The organism is Caballeronia jiangsuensis (assembly GCF_046030135.1).
In the GTDB taxonomy this organism is placed as follows: Bacteria; Pseudomonadota; Gammaproteobacteria; order Burkholderiales; family Burkholderiaceae; genus Caballeronia; species Caballeronia jiangsuensis.
Genome location: NZ_JAQQDB010000003.1, coordinates 1 through 20,360 on the forward strand (window position 1 = coordinate 1; position 20,360 = coordinate 20,360).

At 63.5% G+C, this 20,360-nt stretch carries 19 protein-coding genes; 12 read left to right on the forward strand and 7 right to left on the reverse strand.

The window, feature by feature from the left end:
• The first annotated feature begins 139 nt into the window (after positions 1–139).
• From phnS to PQR08_RS03785, 5 genes are all read left to right on the forward strand, one after another.
• Entirely contained in the window at positions 140–1,213 is a 1,074-nt protein-coding gene (gene phnS, locus PQR08_RS03765) for a 2-aminoethylphosphonate ABC transporter substrate-binding protein (protein WP_238292709.1), read from the forward strand.
• Between the two features lies 1 nt (position 1,214).
• A complete protein-coding gene (gene phnT / locus PQR08_RS03770) occupies positions 1,215–2,276 on the forward strand; it encodes a 2-aminoethylphosphonate ABC transport system ATP-binding subunit PhnT (protein WP_250484447.1) in 1,062 nt (353 codons plus the stop codon).
• Positions 2,254–3,183, forward strand: coding sequence for a 2-aminoethylphosphonate ABC transporter permease subunit (phnU, locus tag PQR08_RS03775; protein ID WP_238217354.1), 930 nt, complete (start codon positions 2,254–2,256; stop codon positions 3,181–3,183). The genes phnT and phnU overlap by 23 nt, the downstream gene beginning before the upstream one ends.
• Before the next feature lies 1 nt (position 3,184).
• Positions 3,185–3,997 carry a 2-aminoethylphosphonate ABC transport system, membrane component PhnV gene (gene phnV / locus PQR08_RS03780; protein WP_250484448.1) on the forward strand — a complete coding sequence of 271 codons (813 nt, stop codon included), beginning with the start codon at positions 3,185–3,187 and terminating at the stop codon, positions 3,995–3,997.
• Positions 3,998–4,250: 253 nt separating this feature from the next.
• On the forward strand, positions 4,251–6,704 hold the full coding sequence (locus PQR08_RS03785; RefSeq protein ID WP_035501602.1) for a glycogen/starch/alpha-glucan phosphorylase: 2,454 nt from the start codon (positions 4,251–4,253) through the stop codon (positions 6,702–6,704).
• A 9-nt stretch (positions 6,705–6,713) separates the two neighbouring features.
• Here PQR08_RS03785 and PQR08_RS03790 read toward each other — a convergent pair whose 3' ends face one another.
• Complete coding sequence (locus tag PQR08_RS03790) at positions 6,714–7,034, reverse strand: hypothetical protein (RefSeq protein WP_250484449.1); 321 nt, start codon at positions 7,032–7,034, stop codon at positions 6,714–6,716.
• Between the two features lie 110 nt (positions 7,035–7,144).
• Positions 7,145–7,549, reverse strand: a complete 405-nt coding sequence (locus PQR08_RS03795; RefSeq protein WP_187605145.1) for a DUF6232 family protein — start codon at positions 7,547–7,549, stop codon at positions 7,145–7,147.
• A gap of 217 nt (positions 7,550–7,766) precedes the next feature.
• On the opposite strand from PQR08_RS03795, the gene PQR08_RS03800 reads away from it, so the two are divergent.
• Complete coding sequence (locus PQR08_RS03800; protein ID WP_035501416.1) at positions 7,767–8,060, forward strand: ArsR/SmtB family transcription factor; 294 nt, start codon at positions 7,767–7,769, stop codon at positions 8,058–8,060.
• A 54-nt stretch (positions 8,061–8,114) separates the two neighbouring features.
• The gene (locus tag PQR08_RS03805; RefSeq protein WP_250484450.1) at positions 8,115–9,176 is read left to right on the forward strand and encodes an alkene reductase; all 1,062 of its coding nucleotides are present in this window, start codon (positions 8,115–8,117) and stop codon (positions 9,174–9,176) included.
• 82 nt (positions 9,177–9,258) lie between these two features.
• On the opposite strand, the gene PQR08_RS03810 is transcribed toward PQR08_RS03805, so the two are convergent.
• The gene (locus PQR08_RS03810) at positions 9,259–10,455 is read right to left on the reverse strand and encodes a porin (protein WP_187605143.1); all 1,197 of its coding nucleotides are present in this window, start codon (positions 10,453–10,455) and stop codon (positions 9,259–9,261) included.
• A gap of 212 nt (positions 10,456–10,667) precedes the next feature.
• Between PQR08_RS03810 and PQR08_RS03815 the strand changes: the two genes are divergently transcribed.
• Entirely contained in the window at positions 10,668–11,036 is a 369-nt protein-coding gene (locus PQR08_RS03815; protein WP_250484451.1) for a nuclear transport factor 2 family protein, read from the forward strand.
• Positions 11,037–11,045: 9 nt separating this feature from the next.
• On the opposite strand, the gene PQR08_RS03820 is transcribed toward PQR08_RS03815, so the two are convergent.
• From PQR08_RS03820 to PQR08_RS03830, 3 genes are all read right to left on the reverse strand, one after another.
• A complete protein-coding gene (locus PQR08_RS03820; protein WP_238292693.1) occupies positions 11,046–12,161 on the reverse strand; it encodes a succinylglutamate desuccinylase/aspartoacylase family protein in 1,116 nt (371 codons plus the stop codon).
• A gap of 195 nt (positions 12,162–12,356) precedes the next feature.
• Positions 12,357–13,151 carry an ABC transporter substrate-binding protein gene (locus tag PQR08_RS03825; protein ID WP_238217365.1) on the reverse strand — a complete coding sequence of 265 codons (795 nt, stop codon included), beginning with the start codon at positions 13,149–13,151 and terminating at the stop codon, positions 12,357–12,359.
• 193 nt (positions 13,152–13,344) lie between these two features.
• Positions 13,345–14,871 carry an MDR family MFS transporter gene (locus PQR08_RS03830; protein ID WP_250484452.1) on the reverse strand — a complete coding sequence of 509 codons (1,527 nt, stop codon included), beginning with the start codon at positions 14,869–14,871 and terminating at the stop codon, positions 13,345–13,347.
• A gap of 124 nt (positions 14,872–14,995) precedes the next feature.
• Between PQR08_RS03830 and PQR08_RS03835 the strand changes: the two genes are divergently transcribed.
• Positions 14,996–15,661: a TetR/AcrR family transcriptional regulator gene (locus tag PQR08_RS03835; RefSeq protein ID WP_250484453.1), complete on the forward strand. Its 666-nt coding sequence runs from the start codon at positions 14,996–14,998 to the stop codon at positions 15,659–15,661.
• Between the two features lie 121 nt (positions 15,662–15,782).
• Positions 15,783–16,679: an aminomethyltransferase gene (locus PQR08_RS03840; protein ID WP_035501424.1), complete on the forward strand. Its 897-nt coding sequence runs from the start codon at positions 15,783–15,785 to the stop codon at positions 16,677–16,679.
• On the opposite strand, the gene PQR08_RS03845 is transcribed toward PQR08_RS03840, so the two are convergent.
• Positions 16,669–17,400, reverse strand: a complete 732-nt coding sequence (locus PQR08_RS03845; RefSeq protein ID WP_187605136.1) for a TetR/AcrR family transcriptional regulator — start codon at positions 17,398–17,400, stop codon at positions 16,669–16,671. The two genes, PQR08_RS03840 and PQR08_RS03845, sit on opposite strands and share 11 nt — an antisense overlap.
• 160 nt (positions 17,401–17,560) lie before the next feature.
• Here PQR08_RS03845 and PQR08_RS03850 point away from each other — a divergent pair, with 160 nt between their 5' ends.
• Both PQR08_RS03850 and PQR08_RS03855 read left to right on the forward strand, forming a co-directional pair.
• On the forward strand, positions 17,561–18,742 hold the full coding sequence (locus tag PQR08_RS03850) for an isovaleryl-CoA dehydrogenase (protein WP_035501604.1): 1,182 nt from the start codon (positions 17,561–17,563) through the stop codon (positions 18,740–18,742).
• Positions 18,743–18,752: 10 nt separating this feature from the next.
• Positions 18,753–20,360 (forward strand): carboxyl transferase domain-containing protein, encoded by a 1,608-nt coding sequence (locus PQR08_RS03855; protein WP_250484454.1) that lies wholly within the window; start codon positions 18,753–18,755, stop codon positions 20,358–20,360.

The window sequence follows — 20,360 nt, forward strand, 5'->3', positions numbered from 1 at the left end:
CAATAAACCACCACGAAAACAGGATTCCCCGAAAGCCCAGCAAAAAAAGCCCCTTCACATCGATGTCACAGACCTCTGCAATGCTTGGGGGTTGAAGGTCACCCCGCCCATCCATCACCTCTACAAGAGACACCCAAAAATGACCCGCGATTTCCGCTTCGCGCGCACCGTGCTGCCGGCGTTCGCCGCCGCCTTCACCCTGTTTGCCGCGATGCCCGTCCACGCCGCCGACGCTGTCGTCCTGTACACCGCCGACGGCCTCGAGAATCTCTACAAGGACGTGCTTCCCGCATTCGAAAAGAAGGAAGGCGTGAAGGTCAACATCGTCACGGCGGGCAGCGGTGAAGTGGTGAATCGCGCGACCGTCGAGAAGGATTCGCCCAAGGCCGACGTGCTCGTCACGCTGCCGCCGTTCATCCAGCAGGCGCAGCAAGGCGGCCTGCTGCAACCCTATCAGAGCGTGAACTACAAGAACGTGCCCGCCATCGCCAAGGCGCAGGACGGCGCATGGGCCACGTTCGTCAACAACTACTTCTCGTTCGCGATCAATCCGGAAGTCACGAAGACCGCGCCGAAGACCTTCGCCGATCTGTTGCATCCGAACTACTCCGGCAAGATCGCGTATTCGAATCCGGCGACGGCGGGCGACGGCATGGCCGTCATCATCCTGACCTCGGCGCTGATGGGCGAGGACAAGGCGTTCGACTACCTCAAGTCGCTCGAACAAAGCGCCAAGTTCCATACGAAGGGCACCGGCTATCTCGACGTGCTGCTCTCGCGTAACGAGATCGCGTTCGCCAACGGCGATCTGCAAATGGACCTCGACGATGCCGCGAACGGCGGTCTCTCGATCAAGCCGCTCTTCCTGTCGCACAAGGCAGGCGAAGCGCCGACCACGTTCCAGTTGCCCTATGCGATCGGCCTCATCAAGAGCGGTCCGAATCAGGCTGCGGGCAAGAAACTGATCGACTATCTGATGTCGTCGGACGTGCAGTCGAAAGTGCCCGATATCTACGGCATTCCGGGCCGCACCGATGTGCCGCTGGCCGGCAAGAACGGCGAAGCCGTCAAGCAGGCGATCTCCGGCGTGAAGCTGATTCCCGTCGACTGGAACGAAGTCATGCAGAAGAAGGCGGGCTGGACCGAGCGCTGGAAGACCGAAGTCATCGGCAACACGGGCAAGCAGACCGACGTCGTCAAGCCGAAGTCGTAACGTGAGCGCCCTTCCCAAAGAAGCGCACGGCGTCCACTCGACGCCGGGCGTGCATATCGATCGTCTGACGGTGCGCTTCGGTACGCGCACCGTGCTCGACGATCTCTCGCTTCGCATCGGTCGCGGCGAATTTCTCACCGTGCTCGGCCGAAGCGGCTGCGGCAAGACCACGCTGCTGCGCTTCATCGCGGGCTTCGTGAAGGCCGATGCGCTCGCGGGCACGCTCACCGTAGCGGGCCGCGATCTCACGCACGTGCTACCGCATCAGCGCAATCTCGGGCTGCTGTTCCAGAGCTATGCGCTCTTTCCGCATCTGTCCGTGTTCGACAACGTCGCGTTCGGGCTGCGCGCGCGCAAGCTGAAGGCGGGCGAGGTCGCGAGGCGCGTCGCCGATGCGCTCAAGCTCGTGCAGCTTTCCGATGCCGGTCATGTCATGCCCGCGCAGCTTTCCGGCGGCATGCAGCAGCGCGTCGCGCTGGCGCGTGCGCTCGTCATCGAACCGGATGTGCTGCTGCTCGACGAACCGCTCTCCGCACTCGATGCGAACCTGCGCGCGTCGGTGCGCAGCGAGTTGAAGGCGTTGCATGAGCGCTTGCCAAATCTGACGATCGTCTGCGTGACGCACGATCAGGACGATGCGCTCGTGCTCTCCGATCGCACGCTCCTGATGCGCGATGGCCGCATCGCGCAACTCGGCGCGCCGCGCGAGTTGTACGACGCGCCCAACGATGCCTTCGTCGCGCGCTATCTCGGCGCGGCGAATCTGTTGCCGCCGCGCGTGGTGTATCCCGTCGGCGATGCGCGGCATGAAGAGCGCGAACGTCTCGCGTGCATCCGTCCCGAGCGCTTCACGATCGTGCCGCTGGGCGAAGGTCCGTTGCACGGCACCATCGCGTCCGTCGAATGGTATGGCGCGGCGCTTTCCATTACCGTCGCGCTCGATGCGTCGCCCGACGAGCCCGTGCTCGTGACGACGCAACGCGGCCATTCGCGCATGCCCGATAAGGGCACGCGCGTGTCCCTTCGCTTCGAGGCTGACGATGTCGTCCTTGTTCGTTCCTGACAGCGTCGCGCGCAACGAAGGCGGCATCAGCGACGCGGATCTCTCCGCGCAATTCGCCGCCCATGCCGAAGAAGCGAAGCGCCGCGAGCGCAAAGGGCAATGGCATCTGCTCTTCATACTCGTGTTCGTGCTCGGGCCGCTCGTCGTCTATCCGCTCGCGCGGCTCGTGATGCTCAGCGTGACCGGCGCGAACGGTTTCACGCTGCATGCGTACACCGCGTTCTTCGGCAATCCGGAAACGCGCGGCATGATCGGCACGACGCTCGGCATTCTCGTCGCGAGCGCGAGCATCGCTTCGTTGCTCGGCGTCGCCATCGCGTCGATGTTGTTCTTCAGGCCGTTCGCGGGCGCGCGTCTGCTCACGCGTTTTCTTGAATTGTTCGTCGCGTTTCCGTCGTTTCTGGTCGCGTTCACGCTGATCTTTCTCTACGGCTCGCAAGGGTCCGTCAGCATCGGCTTGCAGCGGATCTTTTCGCTCGACGCGACGCCGCTCGATTTCCTCTTCGGCATCGGCGGCGTGATTCTCGCGGAAGTCGTGTTCTATGCGCCGTTCGTCGTCCGGCCGACGCTTGCATCGTATGCGACGCTCGACATGCGGCTCGTCGAAGCAGCGAAAAGTCTCGGCGCCGATGGCTGGATGGTCGCGACGAAGGTCGTGCTGCCGCTCGCGTGGCCGGGCATCGCCGCGGGCACGATCCTCTGCTTCCTGCTCACGCTAAACGAATTCGGCATCCTGCTCGTGCTCGGCAGCGCGCATCTGATCACCTTGCCGATCGCGATCTATAGCGCAGCGACCGTCGATCTCGATCTGCCCACCGCGGCCGCCGGCTCGGTCGTGATGCTGCTGATGTCGCTGTCGCTCTATGCGCTATACAGGCGCGTCAACCGACGCGCGGGAGTCCGCTGACATGCAGCTTTCGGTTTCGCCGCGATTCACGCCCGGCGCGTTCCTGCGCTTCGCGTTCACGGGCTTCGTCGCGCTCTTGTGCTTCTGGCTGTTCGTGCTGCCGGTGGTCGTCGTCGCCTTGTCGAGCGTCGCCTCGCACTGGTCGGGAACGATCCTGCCGGATGGCTTCAGCACGCGCTGGTTCGCGCGGCTTTCATCGAGCGATCTCGATGCGGTGACCACGAGCCTCGAAGTCGGTCTCGGCGTCGCGTTCATCGGTACGGCGCTCGGTTTGTGGCTCGCGCTCGCGCTGGAAGGGCGCGACCGGCGCGGTCTCGGCGCGCTCGTCGATGCCGTCGCGATGATGGGCAGCGGCGTGCCGAGCGTCGTGCTCGGGCTCGCCGTGTTGATCGCGTATCACAAGCGTCCGCTCGATCTGTCCGGATCGGCCGCGATCGTCGTGCTGGTGCAGCTCGCGCTCGTGCTGCCGTTCTGCTATCGCTGCGCTGCCGCCGCGCTGCGTCCCGAGCTCACGGTCCTCCGCGAAGCCGCCGCGAGTCTCGGCGCGCCGCCGCGGATGGTGCTCGTGCGCGTGGTATTGCCGCAACTCGTGCCCGCGATCCGCGCGAGCCTCGCGCTCGGCTTCGCGCTTTCGCTCGGCGAGCTGGGCGCGACGCTGACCGTCTATCCGCCCGGTTTCGCGACGGTGCCGATCGTCGTCGTGGGGCAGGTCAATCGCGGCTACTATCTGCCGGCGTCGGCGCTCTCGCTGATTCTGCTGGCGGTCTCGCTCGCGGCGCTTCTGCTGATCGCGGCCCGCGCGCCGCGCCGCTGACCGGATCCATATCATACGGAATCCGAATCAAATTTCGTCCTCTCGACAGGCCCGTGCGGTTGCCGGAAGCAATCCGCGGGCCTCGTCCCGGTTTCGGCGTGTCATACCAAAATAAATAAAACTGGCGTAACCTGCACGTTCAGGCACGTCCGCACCCGCTTGACCGGATCAGCGCGCCAATATGGGGCAACCGGTGTGAACTCCCGTCATGCTTTCGCGGTCGTTGCATATGTCGCAAAAACCGGAGGTTCCGATGACATCCGTCGACCTGGAATTCGACCAGCTCAACAGCACTGTCGATGCGCTCAGGCGCTCCATCTCGAACCGCCTGATGTACGGCGTCGGCAAAGATGCAGTCACCGCGCAGCCGCGCGACTGGCTCCATGCCGCCGAACTGGCGGTGCGCGATCGTCTCGTCGCACGCTGGATGCGCACCACGCGGCTGCAGTACGAGCAGGACGTGAAACGCGTCTACTACCTGTCGATGGAGTTTCTCATCGGCAGAACTTTCAGCAATGCGCTGCTCGCGCTCGGCATCTATGACGAGGTGCGCGACGCGCTGGCCGGTCTCGGCGTCGATCTCGCGACGCTCGAAGACCTGGAGCCGGACGCCGCGCTCGGCAATGGCGGCCTCGGTCGCCTCGCGGCCTGCTTCCTCGATTCGATGGCGACCGTCGGCGTGCCCGGCTTCGGCTACGGCATCCGTTACGAATACGGGATGTTCCGGCAGACGATCGTCGACGGCAATCAGGTCGAGATGCCCGATTACTGGCTGCGCGCGGGCAATCCGTGGGAGTTTCCGCGGCCCGAGGTCGTGTACACCGTGCATTTCGGCGGCCGCACCGTGCAGCACGAAGATCGCACCGACTGGATCGACACCGAGCACGTCAACGCGATGGCCTACGACACGGTCATCCCCGGCTTCGCGACGACGGCAACGAATACGCTGCGTCTGTGGTCCGCCCGCGCGACCGACGAGTTCGACCTGTCCGCGTTCAATCAGGGCGACTATCGCCGCGCGGTGGAGGCGAAGAACACGTCCGAGCACGTGTCGCGGCTGCTGTATCCGGACGACTCGACGCAGGCCGGCCGCGAACTGCGTCTGCGTCAGGAATACTTCTTCGTCTCCGCGACGATGCAGGATCTGATTCGCCGCTATCAGCGCACGCACACGCATTTCGGGCGGCTCGCGGAAAAGGTCGCGGTGCATCTGAACGACACGCACCCGGTGCTCGCGATTCCGGAACTGATGCGTCTTCTCGTCGACAGGCATCATCTGCCGTGGGACAAGGCGTGGAAGCTCATCCAGCAGATGTTCTCCTACACGAACCACACGCTGATGCCCGAAGCGCTCGAAACGTGGGACGTCGAGATGCTCGCGCGTCTGTTGCCGCGGCATCTGGAGATCATCTTCGAGATCAACGCGCAGTTCCTCAAGCAGGTCACCGAAAAGTTCGGGCGCGATGTCGAACTGATCCGCCGTATCTCGCTCGTCGACGAATACGGTCAGCGGCGCGTGCGCATGGCGCATCTCGCGATCGTCGCGAGCCACAAGGTGAACGGCGTATCGAAGCTGCACTCGCAACTGATGGTGCAGAACATCTTCTCCGATTTCGCGCGCATGTATCCCGAGCGCTTCACCAACGTGACCAACGGCGTCACGCCGCGACGCTGGCTCGCGCAGGCGAGTCCGTCGCTGTCCGCGCTCATCGACAAGCGGCTCGGACCGCGCTGGCGCACCGATCTCTTCGAGCTCGGCCGTCTGCGCGAATGGCGCGACGATCCCGAGTTCTGCAAGGCCTTTCACGACGCGAAGTTCGCGAGCAAGCTGCGTCTGGTGGAACGCGCCAAACGCGACGCCAACGCGATCATCAATCCGGAAGCGTTGTTCGACCTGCAGGTGAAGCGCATCCACGAGTACAAGCGGCAACTGCTCAACATCCTGTACGTGATCGTGCGCTACAACCGCATCCGCGAGAATCCGGAGCAGGACTGGACGCCGCGCGTCGTGATGTTCGCGGGCAAGGCGGCTTCCGCGTACAAGATGGCGAAGAACATCATCAAGCTCATCAACGATGTCGCGAAGCGGATCAACGCGGACCCGCTCATCGGCGACCGGCTGAAGGTCGGCTTCATTCCGAACTACGGCGTGAGCGTGGCCGAGCTCATCATTCCGGCGGCCGATCTGTCCGAGCAGATTTCGATGGCCGGCACCGAGGCTTCAGGTACCGGTAACATGAAGCTCGCGTTGAACGGCGCGCTGACCATCGGCACGCTCGATGGCGCGAACATCGAAATCTGCGATGCGGTCGGGCGCGAGAACATCTTCATCTTCGGCAACACGACCGATGAGATCGAGTCTTTGCGCGCGGCGGGTTATCGGCCGCGGCAAATTTACGAGGAGAACGCGGAACTGAAACTCGCGCTCGACCAGATCCGCCTCGGGCATTTCTCGCCGGAAGAGCCACATCGCTTCTACGATATCTTCCACACGCTCGTGGACTGGGGCGATCACTACATGGTGCTCGCCGACTTCGACAGCTTCGACAAGACGCAGACCGAAGTCGATCTCAAGTTCCGCGACAAGGACGCCTGGACGAAGAGCGCGATCGAGAATGTCGCGGGCATGGGCATCTTCTCGTCGGATCGCACGATCGCGGAGTATGCGCGCGATATCTGGCACGTCGAGCCGCTACAGGTGACCTGACGAACGCGTTCAGTGCCGCGTGACACGGATCACGCGGCCGAGCGTCGCGTTGGGGAAATGCGCGGTGAGGGTGCCGATGACGTCGTTGATGTCTTCGCTGTCGGTCTCGACATAGAGCGTCGTGCAGTCGTGGAGGCGGCTCGTCTCGACGACGTACGCCTGCGCGAGCGCGCCGAACGCATACGCGAGCACTTCGCGCGCGGGTGACGAGTCGAGGCCCGGAACGGTCAGATCGAACGCGACGCAGTGTCGCGTTTCACGGCGGCGCGGCGAGCCGCCGCTGAGCGTATGGGCAAGGGTGGTCGAATCGGAGGAGGTGCGGAGGTCCATCGATGTAAGCCGTCCGGCGACGGCTCGTAGTGGCAACGCTTGAACTCTAGCGCCGCGTGCCTAAAGACCGGGCTAAAGAAACGCGCCGCCGTATAAACGCCGCATCAAATTCACGCTTGCGGTTTGGCGGCCGCGCTCGCCGCATGTTTCGCGACAGCTTCGCCGACGAGCGTCGCCACTTTGTCCGCGAATTCCTGATCCTTCGTGATGAGCACTTCGCGCTCGCCGTCGGGCGTCGCGACCATCAGCTGAAAGATCACGTCCTGCGTGATCCACGTGAGATAACCCACCACGATGGTCATCACGCCGAGCACGAGCGCCGGGCCAGAGCCGGTGACGATACCCGCGACGAGCGCGACGAGCCCAATCACCGCGATGATGACGGGCAGCGGCTTCTGACGCGGGATCTTCACGACGCGCGCCGTGCGCAGATCGCGCAGCGGAATCATCTGCCCCGACGCCGACAGGCCGGCGCGCGAGAGCGTGACGCCACGTTCGTTGAAAGGAGTATCCATAAGTATTTCGTGTTTTTTGCAGCCGATGGAACCGGGGAGCGTACCAGACCGGGTGTATCGGCGGCAGATTGCTGAAAGCGCGACGGGCGACTTTGGACAATCTTTGGCACTGGCAGATGCTCAGCGATTTGCATATCGGAAAATTACGATATATACTTCGCAACAAGACGATTCGGAAAGCCTGTGCTTGCCATTCGTCAGACGCACGAGCAACGAAATGGACATCGACGCAATTCACAAGGCCCTCGCCAACCCCCTTCGCCGTGAGATTCTCGAGTGGCTGAAGGAGCCGGAGCGGCATTTTCCTGCACAGGAACTGCCGCTGTCGCACGGCGTCTGCGCGGGCCAGATCGATGGGCGCTGCGGTATGTCGCAGTCCACCGTTTCGGCGCATCTCGCGACTTTGCACAAAGCCGGACTCGTCACCACGAAGCGCGTTGGACAGTGGGTGTTTTTCAAGCGCGACGAAGCGGTCATTCAGGCGTTCCGCGATTCCATCGGGAATCTCTGAGTCTGCTTGCCGTACGGTGAACGTCTGCTTTCAATTTCATTAGGACACCAATTCATGTCGACACTCTTCGATCCGCTCAAGCTTGGCGCACTCACGCTCAAGAACCGCATCATCATGGCGCCGCTTACGCGTCAGCGCGCGGGCGTCGAGCGCGTGCCCAACGCGCTGATGGCGCAGTACTACGCCGACCGCGCATCCGCCGGTCTGATTCTGAGCGAGGCGACTTCGGTCACGCCGCAAGGCGTCGGCTATGCGGATACGCCCGGCATCTGGTCCGACGAACAGGTCGAAGGCTGGAAGCTCGTAACGAAAGCCGTACACGACGCGGGCGGCAAGATCTTCCTGCAACTGTGGCACGTTGGCCGCGTCTCCGACCCCGTGTTCCTGAATGGCGAGCTGCCGGTCGCGCCCAGCGCGATCGCGGCAGGCGGCCATGTGAGCCTCGTGCGTCCGCAGCGTCCGTTCGTGACGCCGCGCGCGCTCGAACTCGATGAAATCCCGGGTGTCGTCGCGGCGTTCCGCAAGGGCGCGGAAAATGCGAAGCGCGCGGGCTTCGACGGCGTCGAAGTGCACGGCGCGAACGGCTATCTGCTCGACCAGTTCCTGCAGGACAGCACCAACCAGCGCACCGATGCTTACGGCGGTTCGATCGAGAATCGCGCTCGTCTGCTGCTCGAAGTCGTCGATCAATGTATCGATGTCTGGGGCGCGGATCGTGTCGGCGTGCATCTCGCGCCGCGCGCCGATTCGCACACGATGGGCGACAGCGATCGCGCGGCCACGTTCGGTCATGTCGCGCGTGAGCTCGGCCGCCGCAAGATCGCGTTCATCGCGGCGCGCGAGCATGAAGCGGCGGACAGCCTCGGGCCGCAACTGAAGAAGGCATTCGGCGGCGTGTATATCGCCAACGAAGGCTTCTCGAAGTCAAGCGCCGAAGCGATCATCGCGCGCGGCGATGCGGACGCGGTCGCGTGGGGCAAGCCGTTCATCGCGAATGCGGATCTCGTGCGCCGCTTCGAGCTCGACGCCGGTCTCAACGAGTGGAATTCGTCGACGTTCTACGCGCCCGGCGCGGAAGGCTATACCGATTATCCGTTGCTCGAAACGACGGAATAAGACGCTACGCAGTCTGCGTCTCGATGTGAAAACAGCGGCCTCGGCCGCTGTTTTGCTTGCTCGACGACTCGGCAGCCGAAGCTTAGAACTTGTGGCGGATGCCGACGCGGAACGCGAGCTGGTTGTTCTCGCCCAGACCCGACGTGCCGAAGTAGCTCGACGACGAAGAGCCGATCGACGCCTGATTCTCCACGCCGTTGTTCGAGCCCGACGCCTTCTGATAGACCGCGAGCGCGTACACGTCGGTGCGCTTGCTCAACGCGTAGTCGAAGCTCGCGTCGATCTGGTGCCAGTGGCCCTTGAAGTTGTCGTACAGGTCCATGTAGGTGTAGCCGAGGCCTGCCGTCATCGCGGACGTGAAGGCGTACTTGCCGCCGATGTCGAACGCGTTCAGACGCGAGCTCGAACCGACGATCGGCTCGAAGCGCGTGTTCGTCCACAGGCCGAAGACCGTCGCCGCGCCGAACGCGTAGTTCGCGCCGATGCCGAACGTGCGCAGGTCCTTCGCGTTGTTGGTCGTGCCGGTCGTGTTGATGTTGGCGATCGTCGAGCTGAATGCAGGCGTCGAAGCCGTCGGATAGCGGATGTCCGTGTATGCCGCGCCGATGCCGAACGGACCGGCCTTGTAGTTCAGGCCGAAGCTGTAGGCGCGCGACGAACCCTGGGTCGTCGTGGTGCCGACCGTCGTGTTGGGCGTGCCCGCGAACGCGCCGGCCGTGTTCGAGAAGCCGTACATCGCGCCGAACGTGAAGCCGTAGAAGTTCGCGCTCGAGAACTTGACCGCGTTGTTGATACGGCTCGACGTCAGCTGGTCGAAGTCGTTCATGTGGTACGCGTAGTTGCCCGCGACGGTCTGGCCGCCGATCGAATAGTTCGAGCCGAGGTAGTCGGTGCTGAAGCTGTACTGACGGCCCAGGGTCAGCGAGCCGACGTTGTTCTGCGCGAGACCGACGTAGGCCTGACGACCGAATTCCGCGCCGCCCTGACCGAGCACGCCCGTGCCGCTGTTGAAGCCATTCTCCAACGTGAAGATCGCCTTCAGGCCGCCGCCGAGATCCTCGGCGCCTCTCAGGCCCCAACGGCTGCCTTGCGCGACGCCGTCGTCGTACTTCACGAGGGAATCACCGGCGCGCGTCGGGCTGGTGGAGCTGTTGTTCACATAGCTGATGCCGGCGTCGATGATGCCGTACAAGGTCACGCTGCTTTGCGCGTGGGCGGACGTGGCGGCGAGGGCGGCAAATGCGGCGAGCGCGGCGGTCGCCAAAAGATTCTTCTTCAAAACAAGCTCCGAGAGATGGTTCGCGGTGTGGTTGCTGACAGTGTCTGCGGTGCGTCGCGCTCTGATGGCGCGTGGCTGCGACGGGCGCAAATGTAGCGATCGCCGAAGAAAGAAATATGACAGTGCTTTCAAACGGCTTGCCGTGTGTCGCGCGTACAACACCGCTGAACGAGCACGGTATGCTTGCGGTTCGATGACACGCGAGCGAAATCATGGACGAGCAAGGAATCCGCGAACTGGAGGAGCGCCTCAAGAAGGCGATGTTGACGTCGGACGTGGACGCGCTCGATGCGCTATTGGCCGACGACCTGAGCTTCGTCGATGCGACCGGCAAGGTGTGGACCAAGGCCGACGATCTCAACGGTCATCGCTACGGCATGCAGCGCATCGAGAAGCTGGATGTGGAAGAGCAGAGCGTGCGCGTGTACGGCGGCTTCGCCGTCACGGTGACGCGGGTGGCGCTGTCCGGAACGTTCGCGGGCGCGCCGTTCGCGGGCAGCCTGCGCTACACGCGAACCTGGGGAGACATTGGCGGCGCGTGGAAGATCGTCGCCGCGCAATGCTGTCTCGCGCCGTTCTGACGCGATCGCTTACGCCGAGAGCAGCGACCCCGTGCGATACGCCTTCGCGCCCGCGATGCGCGCCACTTCGAGACCGGCCGTCGCGAAGCGCGTGATATGCCGTGCGTACATCACGCCCGAGGTCGTGCATTTGAGCGTGGTGACGGTGTCGGTGAGCGGATCGACGATATCGGCGATCGGCTGGCCCGCTTCGATGAACGCGCCCACGTCCGCGCGGAACACAAGCACGCCCGACGCGGGCGCCACGATCGGCTCGGCGCCCGCGAGCGGCGTTGCGGGATGCTCGAGCGGCGGCAGTTCCGGCACGGGCGCGTCGATCACGCCGCGATGGATCAGGTAGTTGACGATCGCCTGCGCGTCCTTGTCGGCGAACGCGTACGAGACATCGTGCCCGCTGCGCAGCTCGACCGTCACCGAGATGCCACCGTTCGTGATCGGGAAACGCTCGCCGTAACGCTGGCGCAGATCCGACCAGCAAAAGCTGTGGATTTCGTCGAACGGATTGCCGACCGAATTCAGCGCGAGCAGCGAGGCCTTCGCATCGAGATAGCGCGCGAGCGGCTCCACTTCGTCCCAGATGTCCGGGTTGGTGTAGAGATGCATTGCGGCGTCGAGATCGCAGTGCAAGTCGAGCACGACATCGGCGTCGAAGGACAGCTTCTGCAGCGCGAGGCGTTGCGATTCGAGCTCCGTGTGCGGCGTCTGCTCGTCGAGGGCTTCCTTCATCGCGGCGCGCACAGCGAGCGTGTTGGCGCCAGCGTCCTTGCCGAGGCGCGCTTCGATGCGCGGCGCGATCAGCGCGGCGAGATCGTAGAAATTTCGATTGAAATTGTGGCCGCTGTTGGACTCGAAGCGGCCCATCAGCGTGCCGTGCAGATGCTGCGAGAGGCCGATCGGGTTCGGCACCGGCACGATCACCACTTCGCCACGCAGCTTGCCCGCCGCCTCGAATTCCGCGAGCTGGCGGCGCAGACGCCACGCGACCAGCATGCCGGGCAGTTCGTCCGCGTGCAGCGAGGACTGGATATAGATCTTCTGGCCGCCGCCGGGGCCGTAGTGAAAACTCGTGATGTTGCGGGAAGTGCCGAGCGTCGGCGAGATCAGGGGGTGAGTTCTGGTTTGCATGTTGGTCGCGCGCACGCGAATGCGCAGGTCTTGCCTCTGGGAATTGCCGGGCGCCGCAGTGTCTCCGTCCGTCGGCGTCCTACAGGACGTTCGATCTTAGCCGAAATCGGCGCGCCGGGCGCCCAAAAGGAAAACGGGCTCCGCGCCCTTGAGCGCGAAGCCCGTTCGTCAGCCGGTCGGGCTTGAATGTGAGGCTTAGCCGCCGTACACGTCGAAGTCGAAGTACTTCTTCTCGATCTTCTTGTACGTGCCGTCCTTGATGATGTCGGCGATCGCCTTGTCGATCTTCGCCTTCAGGTCGGTGTCTTCCTTGCGCAGACCGATGCCCGCGCCGTTGCCGAGCGTCTTCGGATCGTCGATGTTCTTGCCGGCGAAGTCGAAGCCCGCGCCGCGCGGCGTCTTCAGAAAGCCGATTTCCGCCTGCACGGCGTCTTGCAGCGCTGCGTCGAGGCGGCCCGAGGTCAGGTCGGCATAGACCTGGTCCTGGTTCTGGTACGGCGTAACCGTCACGCCCTTCGGCGCCCAGTAGGTCTTGGCGTAGGTTTCCTGAATCGTGCCTTGCTCGACGCCGACGTTCTTGCCCTTCAGGCTTTCAGCCGTCGGCAGGATGTTGCTGCCTTTCTTCGCGACGAGGCGAGTCGGCGTGTTGAAGAGCTTGCTCGAGAAAGCGATCTGCTCGGCGCGTTGCGGCGTCATCGACATCGACGAGAGCACGCCGTCGAACTTCTTCGCCTTGAGCGCGGGGATCATGCCGTCGAAATCGTTTTCGACCCACACGCATTTCGCTTTCAGACGCGAGCAGATTTCATTGCCGAGATCGATGTCGAACCCGACCAGCTTGCCGTCGGAACCCTTCGATTCGAACGGAGGATAGCTTGCGTCGACGCCGAAACGGATCGTCGAATAGTCCTTCGCAAGCGCAGGCGTGACGGCCGTGAGCGACGTGGCGGCGAGGAGGGACATCGTCAGTGCCGCGAGCAGTTTCTTCACTGTTTTAACTCCAAAGGGTGGTCAGTTCAGCCCGGAAGGTCTCGTATCCGGGCGTCCGGCGTGTCGATGAACGCCGGAGCATGGTTATTCCGCGGACCGCGTCCGCTCAGAATCGGCAGAAGATTACCAAGCCAAAATAGTTCGGGGGCTAGTAAAAGCCCCGATAGCCGCGGCTTTAGAGACTTCCCTCGTGTCAGCGCTTCCTGAGTGGATGGTCTTTCAGGAACCACGAGAGCGCGAACGCGATGAGCGCGACGCACGCGGCGACGAGGTAGACCGTGTGCATCGAGCCCGCGAACGCGTGCAGGTAGTCGTCGTGCAACGCCGGCGGCAGATGCGCGACCGCCTGCGGTCCGAGCGATTGCGGCAACTCGGTGCCGGGCGGCATCAGCGTTTCGAGACGCGAGCGCAGGCTATTTGAAAAGATCGCGCCGAACGCCGCCACGCCGACCGAGCCGCCGATCGAGCGAAAGAGCGTCGCGCTGGAGGTCGCCACGCCCATCAGCCGGAATTCGACGACGTTCTGCACCGCGAGCACGAGCACCTGCATCACCATGCCGAGCCCGAGGCCGAGCAGCGCCATATAGACGTTCATGAGCGCGAGCGGCGTGTCTAGGTTGAGCGTCGAGAGCAGCAGCATCGCGGCGGAGACGAGCGCCGTGCCCATGATCGGGAAGAATCGATACTTGCCGATCTTGCTGATGATGCGCCCGCTCACGATCGACGACAGCAGCACGCCGCCCATCATCGGCGTGATTTGCAGTCCGGCCTGCGATGGCGTCGAGCCCTTCACGACCTGCAGATAGAGCGGCAGGAACGTGACCGCGCCGAACAGCGCGCAACCGACGATAAAGCCGATCAGCCCCGCCAGCACGAAGGTGCGTTCCTTGAAGAGCGAGAGCGGCATGATCGGCTCGGCGGCGAGGCGTTCCTCGTAGATGAAGCCGCCGATGCACACGAGCCCGAGCAACAGCGTGCCCCAGAGTTGCGGCGAGGTCCACGGCAAGAGCGTGCCGCCTTCGCTCGTGAACAGGATGATGCAGGTCAGCGCCGCGGCGAGAAAACCCGCGCCCATATAGTCGACGCGATGATTCACATGCGCGGTATGCGGCTTGAACACGAGCTGGATCACGGCGAGCGCGATCAGGCCGAGCGGCAGATTGATGTAGAAGATCCAGCGCCACGAAAGATGCTCGACGAGAAAGCCGCCGAGCAGCGGGCCGACGACGGTCGCGACGCCGTACACGCCACCGAACAGGCCCTGGAAGCGGCCGCGCTCGGCGGGCGGGATGACGTCGGCGATGGCGGCCATCGTGATGACCATGAGCCCGCCGCCGCCGAGTCCTTGCAGCGCGCGCAGCGCGATCAGCTGCGTCATGTTCTGCGCGACGCCGCAGAGAATGGATCCGGCGAGAAAGATCAGGATCGACGCCTGAAGCACGATCTTGCGGCCGAACTGGTCGCCGAACTTGCCGTAGAGCGGCACGACGATCGTCGAGCTGAGCAAATAGGACGTGACGACCCACGAGAGGTTTTCGAGCCCGCCGAGATCGCCGACGATGGTCGGCAGCGCGGTCGATACGATGGTCTGGTCGAGCGCGCCGAGCAGCATCACGAGCATGAGCGCCGTGAACAGCAGCCCGACAGGCGGTTTCGATGCGATGCCGGTTTCGTCGGACGCTTTCGCGCCCGCGACGGCGGTTTGGTGCAAAGATGTCATGTCGACTGAGCGGATCCGCCGCCGGACGTGTCGCCCGGCAGATCGGATCGATTGCAATTAATTAACGTGAAAGTTAATATAGACGACGGAAAGAATCTCGTCAAATTCTTATATGGCAAACGATGTGTTGAACACTGGCGCGGGCGCGTCCGCGAGCCCGTCGCCGCGCAAAAAACCCGGGCGCCCGAGCGGCGCGCACGGGGAGCAGGCCCGCGAGCAGTTGCTGGATATCGCGCTTGCGCTGTTCGCGCGGCAGGGCATCGGTGAAACGACGCTCGGCGCGATCGCGCGCGAGGCGGGCGTCACGCCGGCGATGGTTCACTACTACTTCAAGACACGCGACCAGTTGCTCGACATGCTGATCGACGAGCGTTTCGTGCCGTTGCGCGTCGAACTCGCGCGCGTGTTCAACGATCCGGATTCGGAGCCCGTCGATACCTTGCGCGCTTTCGTGGAAACGCTTGTCGCGACCGTCGACAAATATCCGTGGTTCGCGGCGCTTTGGGTGCGCGAGATGATCAGCGACGGCGGACTTCTGCGTCAGCGCATGGCCGAGCGCTTCGGCGACACGCACAAGGATCGCGGGATCGAGCGCATCGCCGGCTGGCAGAAGGAAGGGAAGCTCAATCCGTCGCTGGAACCGTCGCTCGTGTTCGCGTCGCTGTTTGGACTGACCGTGTTTCCGCTCGCGACGTCGCGCTGGCGCGGGGAAGGAAATCGGACTGTCAGCGCGGAGCAGCTCGCGCGGCACGTCGTCGCGCTGTTGATGAACGGGATTCAGCCGTATTGAGCGTGCCGTTCGTCGTGCTGGGCGCCACGCACCCGACGAAAAAAGGCGTGTAACGCTGCAAGTTGACATCCTGTATGCCAAAATCCGCAGGACGTACCCAATCGGCGGCCAATATTCGAATATGTCCGATACGCTCAACACAGTCGAAGCAGATCATGCGATGCGCAACTGGACGTACCGGTCGACGGGGCAGATTCCGATCGGTTCGGACCTGCACAAGCGGATGTTCTGCGAGATGTTGCTGACGACGCACAATCCGTACAAGCCCGCCGTCATCGACTGGCCGAAGCTCGATCCTGCGGCGCTGAAGCGCGTGACCTCGCTGCCTATCTGGGATATCGCCGTGCAGACCGAAGGGCGCGCGTCGATTCGCGTCGCGACCTACGCGGGCACCGTCGCGGATCCGCAATTGCGGGAAGCCTTGCGCATGAACGGCGGCGAGGAGGCGCGGCACAAGCTCGTGCTGTCGAAGCTGGTCGAGGCGTACGGCATCACGCTCGCGCCGGAGCCGGCGTATCCCGCGCCCGCCGATCCGCTGCGCGCCTGGATGCTCACCGGCTACAGCGAGTGCATCGACAGTTTCTTCGCGTTCGGGCTGTTCGAGGCGGCGCGGCAATCGGGCTATTTCCCCGAAGAACTCGTCGAGACCTTCGAGCCGGTCATTCAGGAAGAGGCGCGGCACATTCTGTTCTTCGCGAACTGGGTCGCGTGGTATCGGCGCAGCCTGCCGTGGTATCGAAAGCCGTGGTTTCTGGCGAAGATCGCGGGAGTCTGGTTCTCGCTGATCCGCGACCGCATTTCGCTTGCGCGCGGTTTCGACAAGAGCGGTGCGGCGCAGGACATGAATTTTCCGGCGAATGTAGGCGATTCGGTGGCGGGCGATGTATCCGCTCGCTCGTTGATCGAACTGTGTCTCACCGAAAACGACCGCCGCATGGGCGGCTACGACGCGCGGCTCTTGCGTCCGGTCACCGTGCCGAAACTCGCGCGCTTCGCGCTGCGCTTCATCAGGAAATAGGCTTTTCGCGCGCGGCGCTCGTTTCGAAGCGCCGCGACGCTTCCTCCACGTCTTGCCGGAACTGCGCGAGCGCGGCCAGTTGCGCATTCGGCGGCTGCAGCGCCGTCCACAATACTTCCACCAGTTCGTTCGCCGTCGTTTCGATCTGAGTCTGACTCAGACGACGCTTCGCAAGGGTCGCGTCCCACAGCACGTGTTCCATCGGGCCGAACACGAGCGAGCGCAACAGGCGCAACGGCATGTCGTTGCGCACATGGCCGAGCGTCTGGCCGCGCGCGAGCACGTCCATCAGCGGCGCGGTGTAGCGGCGTTGCAGTTCCGTCAATGTATCCGACAGATCGTGCTGTTTGCTGCGGCCTTCCGACAGCACCAGCGCGCACAGTCCCGTGCCGTTCATCAGCATCAGCCGCATATGCGTCCTGACGATGAACGCGAACTGCTGGCGCACCGAGCCGTCGCGCGGCAGGCCGGTCTCGAAGGCATCGATGATTTCGTCGTACCAATCGGCGATCACGCGCGCGCACAGTTCGCGCTTGCCGCTGAAATAGCTGAACACGGTCGCTTCCGAAATGCCCGCGCGTTGCGCGATCTCGGCGCTCGTCGCCGCGTCGTAACCTTTCTCGGCGAAGACGTCGCGGCCCGCTTGCAGGATGTCTTTCACGCGCTGCTGCGATTTGACGCCCGTGGGCGTGCGGCGGCTGGTAGTGGTATGCGTGGACATGATGGCAAGCGTGCGAAATAAATGTGAGCGTAGCTCAAAAATCTATTGACGGCTAGGCGATTTGAGCGTGAAATTGCCCCATCCCGTGGATTGTTGCCCTGTGTGAGTGAAACTCAAATTTCAGGGCGCACCGAAAACATCGCATCTGGAGGAGACATTCATGAGCAACGTACCCGGACTGAATTTCGCGCTGGGCGAAGACATCGACATGCTGCGCGATTCGCTCGCCAATTTCGCTGCGAAGGAAATCGCACCGCGCGCGGGCGAAATTGACCATAGCGACCAGTTTCCTATGGATCTCTGGAAAAAATTCGGCGATCTCGGCGTGCTCGGCATGACCGTCTCCGAGGAATACGGCGGCGCGAACATGGGCTACACCGCGCACATGGTCGCGATGGAAGAAATTTCGCGCGCGTCGGCGTCGGTCGGGCTGTCCTATGGCGCGCATTCGAATCTGTGCGTGAACCAGATTCATCGCAATGGCACGGAAGCGCAAAAGCAGAAGTATCTGCCGAAGCTGGTGTCGGGTGAGCATATCGGCGCGCTCGCGATGAGCGAGCCGAACGCAGGCTCGGACGTCGTCAGCATGAAGCTGCGCGCCGAAGAAAAGGGCGATCACTACGTGCTCAACGGCACGAAGATGTGGATCACCAACGGCCCGGACTGCGACACGCTCGTCGTGTACGCGAAGACGGACATCGAAGCCGGTCCGCGCGGCATCACGGCGTTCATCGTCGAGAAGGGCATGAAGGGCTTTTCCGTCGCCCAGAAGCTCGACAAGCTCGGCATGCGCGGCTCGCATACCGGTGAACTCGTGTTCGAGAACGTCGAAGTGCCGAAAGAGAACATCCTCGGTCAACTGAATGGCGGCACGAAGGTGCTGATGAGCGGCCTCGACTACGAGCGCGCCGTGCTCGCGGGCGGCCCGACCGGCATCATGCTCGCGTGCATGGACGCGGTCGTGCCGTATATCCACGATCGCAAGCAGTTCGGCCAGGCGATCGGCGAGTTCCAGCTCATCCAGGGCAAGGTCGCGGACATGTACTCGACGCTGCAAGCATGCCGCGCGTATCTCTACGCGGTCGGCCGCCAGCTCGACACGCTCGGCTCGGGCCACGTGCGCCAGGTGCGCAAGGACTGCGCGGGCGTCATCCTCTACACCGCGGAAAAGGCCACGTGGATGGCCGGCGAAGCGATTCAGGTTCTCGGCGGCAACGGCTATATCAACGAGTATCCGGTCGGTAGGCTGTGGCGCGACGCGAAGCTCTATGAAATCGGCGCGGGCACGAGCGAGATCCGCCGCATGCTGATCGGCCGCGAACTGTTCGCCGAGACGATGTGAGGCGCGCGACATGACGATCATCGAATCGAAACTGAATCCGCGCGGCGAGGAATTCCGCACGAACGCGGCTGCGCTCGAAGCGCTCGTCGCGGACCTCAAAGAGAAGGTCGCGAAGATCGCGGAGGGCGGCGGACAGGCCTCGCGCGATCGGCATGTGTCGCGCAACAAGCTGCTGCCGCGCGATCGCATCGCGCAACTGCTCGATCCGGGCACGCCGTTTCTGGAACTGTCGCAACTTGCGGCGTACGGCATGTATGACGACGACGCGCCGGGCGCGGGCATCATCACAGGCATCGGGCGCATCGCGGGACAGGAATGCGTCGTCGTGTGCAACGACGCGACCGTGAAAGGCGGCACGTACTATCCCGTGACCGTGAAGAAGCATCTGCGCGCGCAGGAAATCGCAGAGCAGAACCGTCTGCCGTGCGTGTATCTCGTCGATTCGGGCGGCGCGAACCTGCCGAATCAGGACGACGTGTTCCCCGACCGCGATCACTTCGGCCGCATCTTCTACAACCAGGCGAACATGTCGGCGCAAGGAATCGCGCAGATCGCCGTGGTGATGGGTTCGTGCACGGCGGGCGGCGCGTATGTGCCCGCGATGAGCGACGAATCGATCATCGTCAAGAATCAAGGCACGATCTTTCTGGGCGGCCCGCCGCTCGTCAAGGCCGCGACGGGCGAAGAAGTCAGCGCCGAAGATCTCGGCGGCGGCGACGTGCATACGCGTCTGTCGGGCGTCGTCGATCATCTCGCGCAGAACGATGCGCATGCGCTCGGCATCGCGCGCAGCATCGTCGGCAATCTGAATCGAGTGAAGACGCCGACGCTCGCATTGAAAGAGCCGCTGCCGCCGCGCTTCGACCCGCAGAGCGTCTACGGCGTGATTCCCGTCGATACGCGCAAGCCCTTCGACGTGCGCGAAGTGATCGCGCGCATCGTCGACGACTCCGCTTTCGACGAGTTCAAGGCGCGCTACGGCACGACGCTCGTGTGCGGCTTCGCGCATATCTGGGGGCATCCGGTCGGCATCGTCGCGAACAACGGCATTCTCTTCAGCGAATCCGCGTTGAAGGGCGCACATTTCATCGAGTTGTGCGCGCAACGCAAGATTCCGCTCGTGTTCCTGCAGAACATCACGGGCTTCATGGTCGGCCGGAAGTACGAGAACGAAGGCATCGCGCGCAACGGCGCGAAGATGGTGACGGCGGTGGCCACGGCGAAGGTGCCGAAATTCACGGTGATCATCGGCGGCTCGTTCGGCGCGGGCAACTACGGCATGTGCGGCCGCGCGTATTCGCCGCGCTTCCTGTGGATGTGGCCGAATGCGCGCATCTCGGTGATGGGCGGCGAACAGGCCGCGTCGGTGCTCGCGACCGTGCGGCGCGACGGCATCGAGAAGAAGGGCGGCGCGTGGTCGAAGGAAGAAGAAGAGGCGTTCAAGGCGCCGATCCGCGATCAGTACGAGGCGCAGGGGCATCCGTACTACGCGAGCGCGCGTCTGTGGGACGACGGCGTGATCGATCCCGCGCAAACGCGCGACGTGCTGGGTCTCGGCCTTGCCGCGACGATGAACGCTCCCATCGAAGACACGCGCTTCGGCGTATTCCGGATGTAA

Excerpts from the sequence above, each read along its gene's own strand:
- phnS (WP_238292709.1), top strand. The coding sequence starts at position 140 with ATGACCCGCGATTTCCGCTTCGCGCGCACCGTGCTGCCGGCGTTCGCC.
- phnU (WP_238217354.1), top strand. The coding sequence starts at position 2,254 with ATGTCGTCCTTGTTCGTTCCTGACAGCGTCGCGCGCAACGAAGGCGGC.
- phnV (WP_250484448.1), top strand. The coding sequence starts at position 3,185 with ATGCAGCTTTCGGTTTCGCCGCGATTCACGCCCGGCGCGTTCCTGCGC.
- PQR08_RS03785 (WP_035501602.1), top strand. The coding sequence starts at position 4,251 with ATGACATCCGTCGACCTGGAATTCGACCAGCTCAACAGCACTGTCGAT.
- PQR08_RS03790 (WP_250484449.1), bottom strand. The coding sequence starts at position 7,034 with ATGGACCTCCGCACCTCCTCCGATTCGACCACCCTTGCCCATACGCTC.
- PQR08_RS03795 (WP_187605145.1), bottom strand. The coding sequence starts at position 7,549 with ATGGATACTCCTTTCAACGAACGTGGCGTCACGCTCTCGCGCGCCGGC.
- PQR08_RS03800 (WP_035501416.1), top strand. The coding sequence starts at position 7,767 with ATGGACATCGACGCAATTCACAAGGCCCTCGCCAACCCCCTTCGCCGT.
- PQR08_RS03805 (WP_250484450.1), top strand. The coding sequence starts at position 8,115 with ATGTCGACACTCTTCGATCCGCTCAAGCTTGGCGCACTCACGCTCAAG.
- PQR08_RS03815 (WP_250484451.1), top strand. The coding sequence starts at position 10,668 with ATGGACGAGCAAGGAATCCGCGAACTGGAGGAGCGCCTCAAGAAGGCG.
- PQR08_RS03820 (WP_238292693.1), bottom strand. The coding sequence starts at position 12,161 with ATGCAAACCAGAACTCACCCCCTGATCTCGCCGACGCTCGGCACTTCC.
- PQR08_RS03830 (WP_250484452.1), bottom strand. The coding sequence starts at position 14,871 with ATGACATCTTTGCACCAAACCGCCGTCGCGGGCGCGAAAGCGTCCGAC.
- PQR08_RS03840 (WP_035501424.1), top strand. The coding sequence starts at position 15,783 with ATGTCCGATACGCTCAACACAGTCGAAGCAGATCATGCGATGCGCAAC.
- PQR08_RS03845 (WP_187605136.1), bottom strand. The coding sequence starts at position 17,400 with ATGTCCACGCATACCACTACCAGCCGCCGCACGCCCACGGGCGTCAAA.
- PQR08_RS03850 (WP_035501604.1), top strand. The coding sequence starts at position 17,561 with ATGAGCAACGTACCCGGACTGAATTTCGCGCTGGGCGAAGACATCGAC.
- PQR08_RS03855 (WP_250484454.1), top strand. The coding sequence starts at position 18,753 with ATGACGATCATCGAATCGAAACTGAATCCGCGCGGCGAGGAATTCCGC.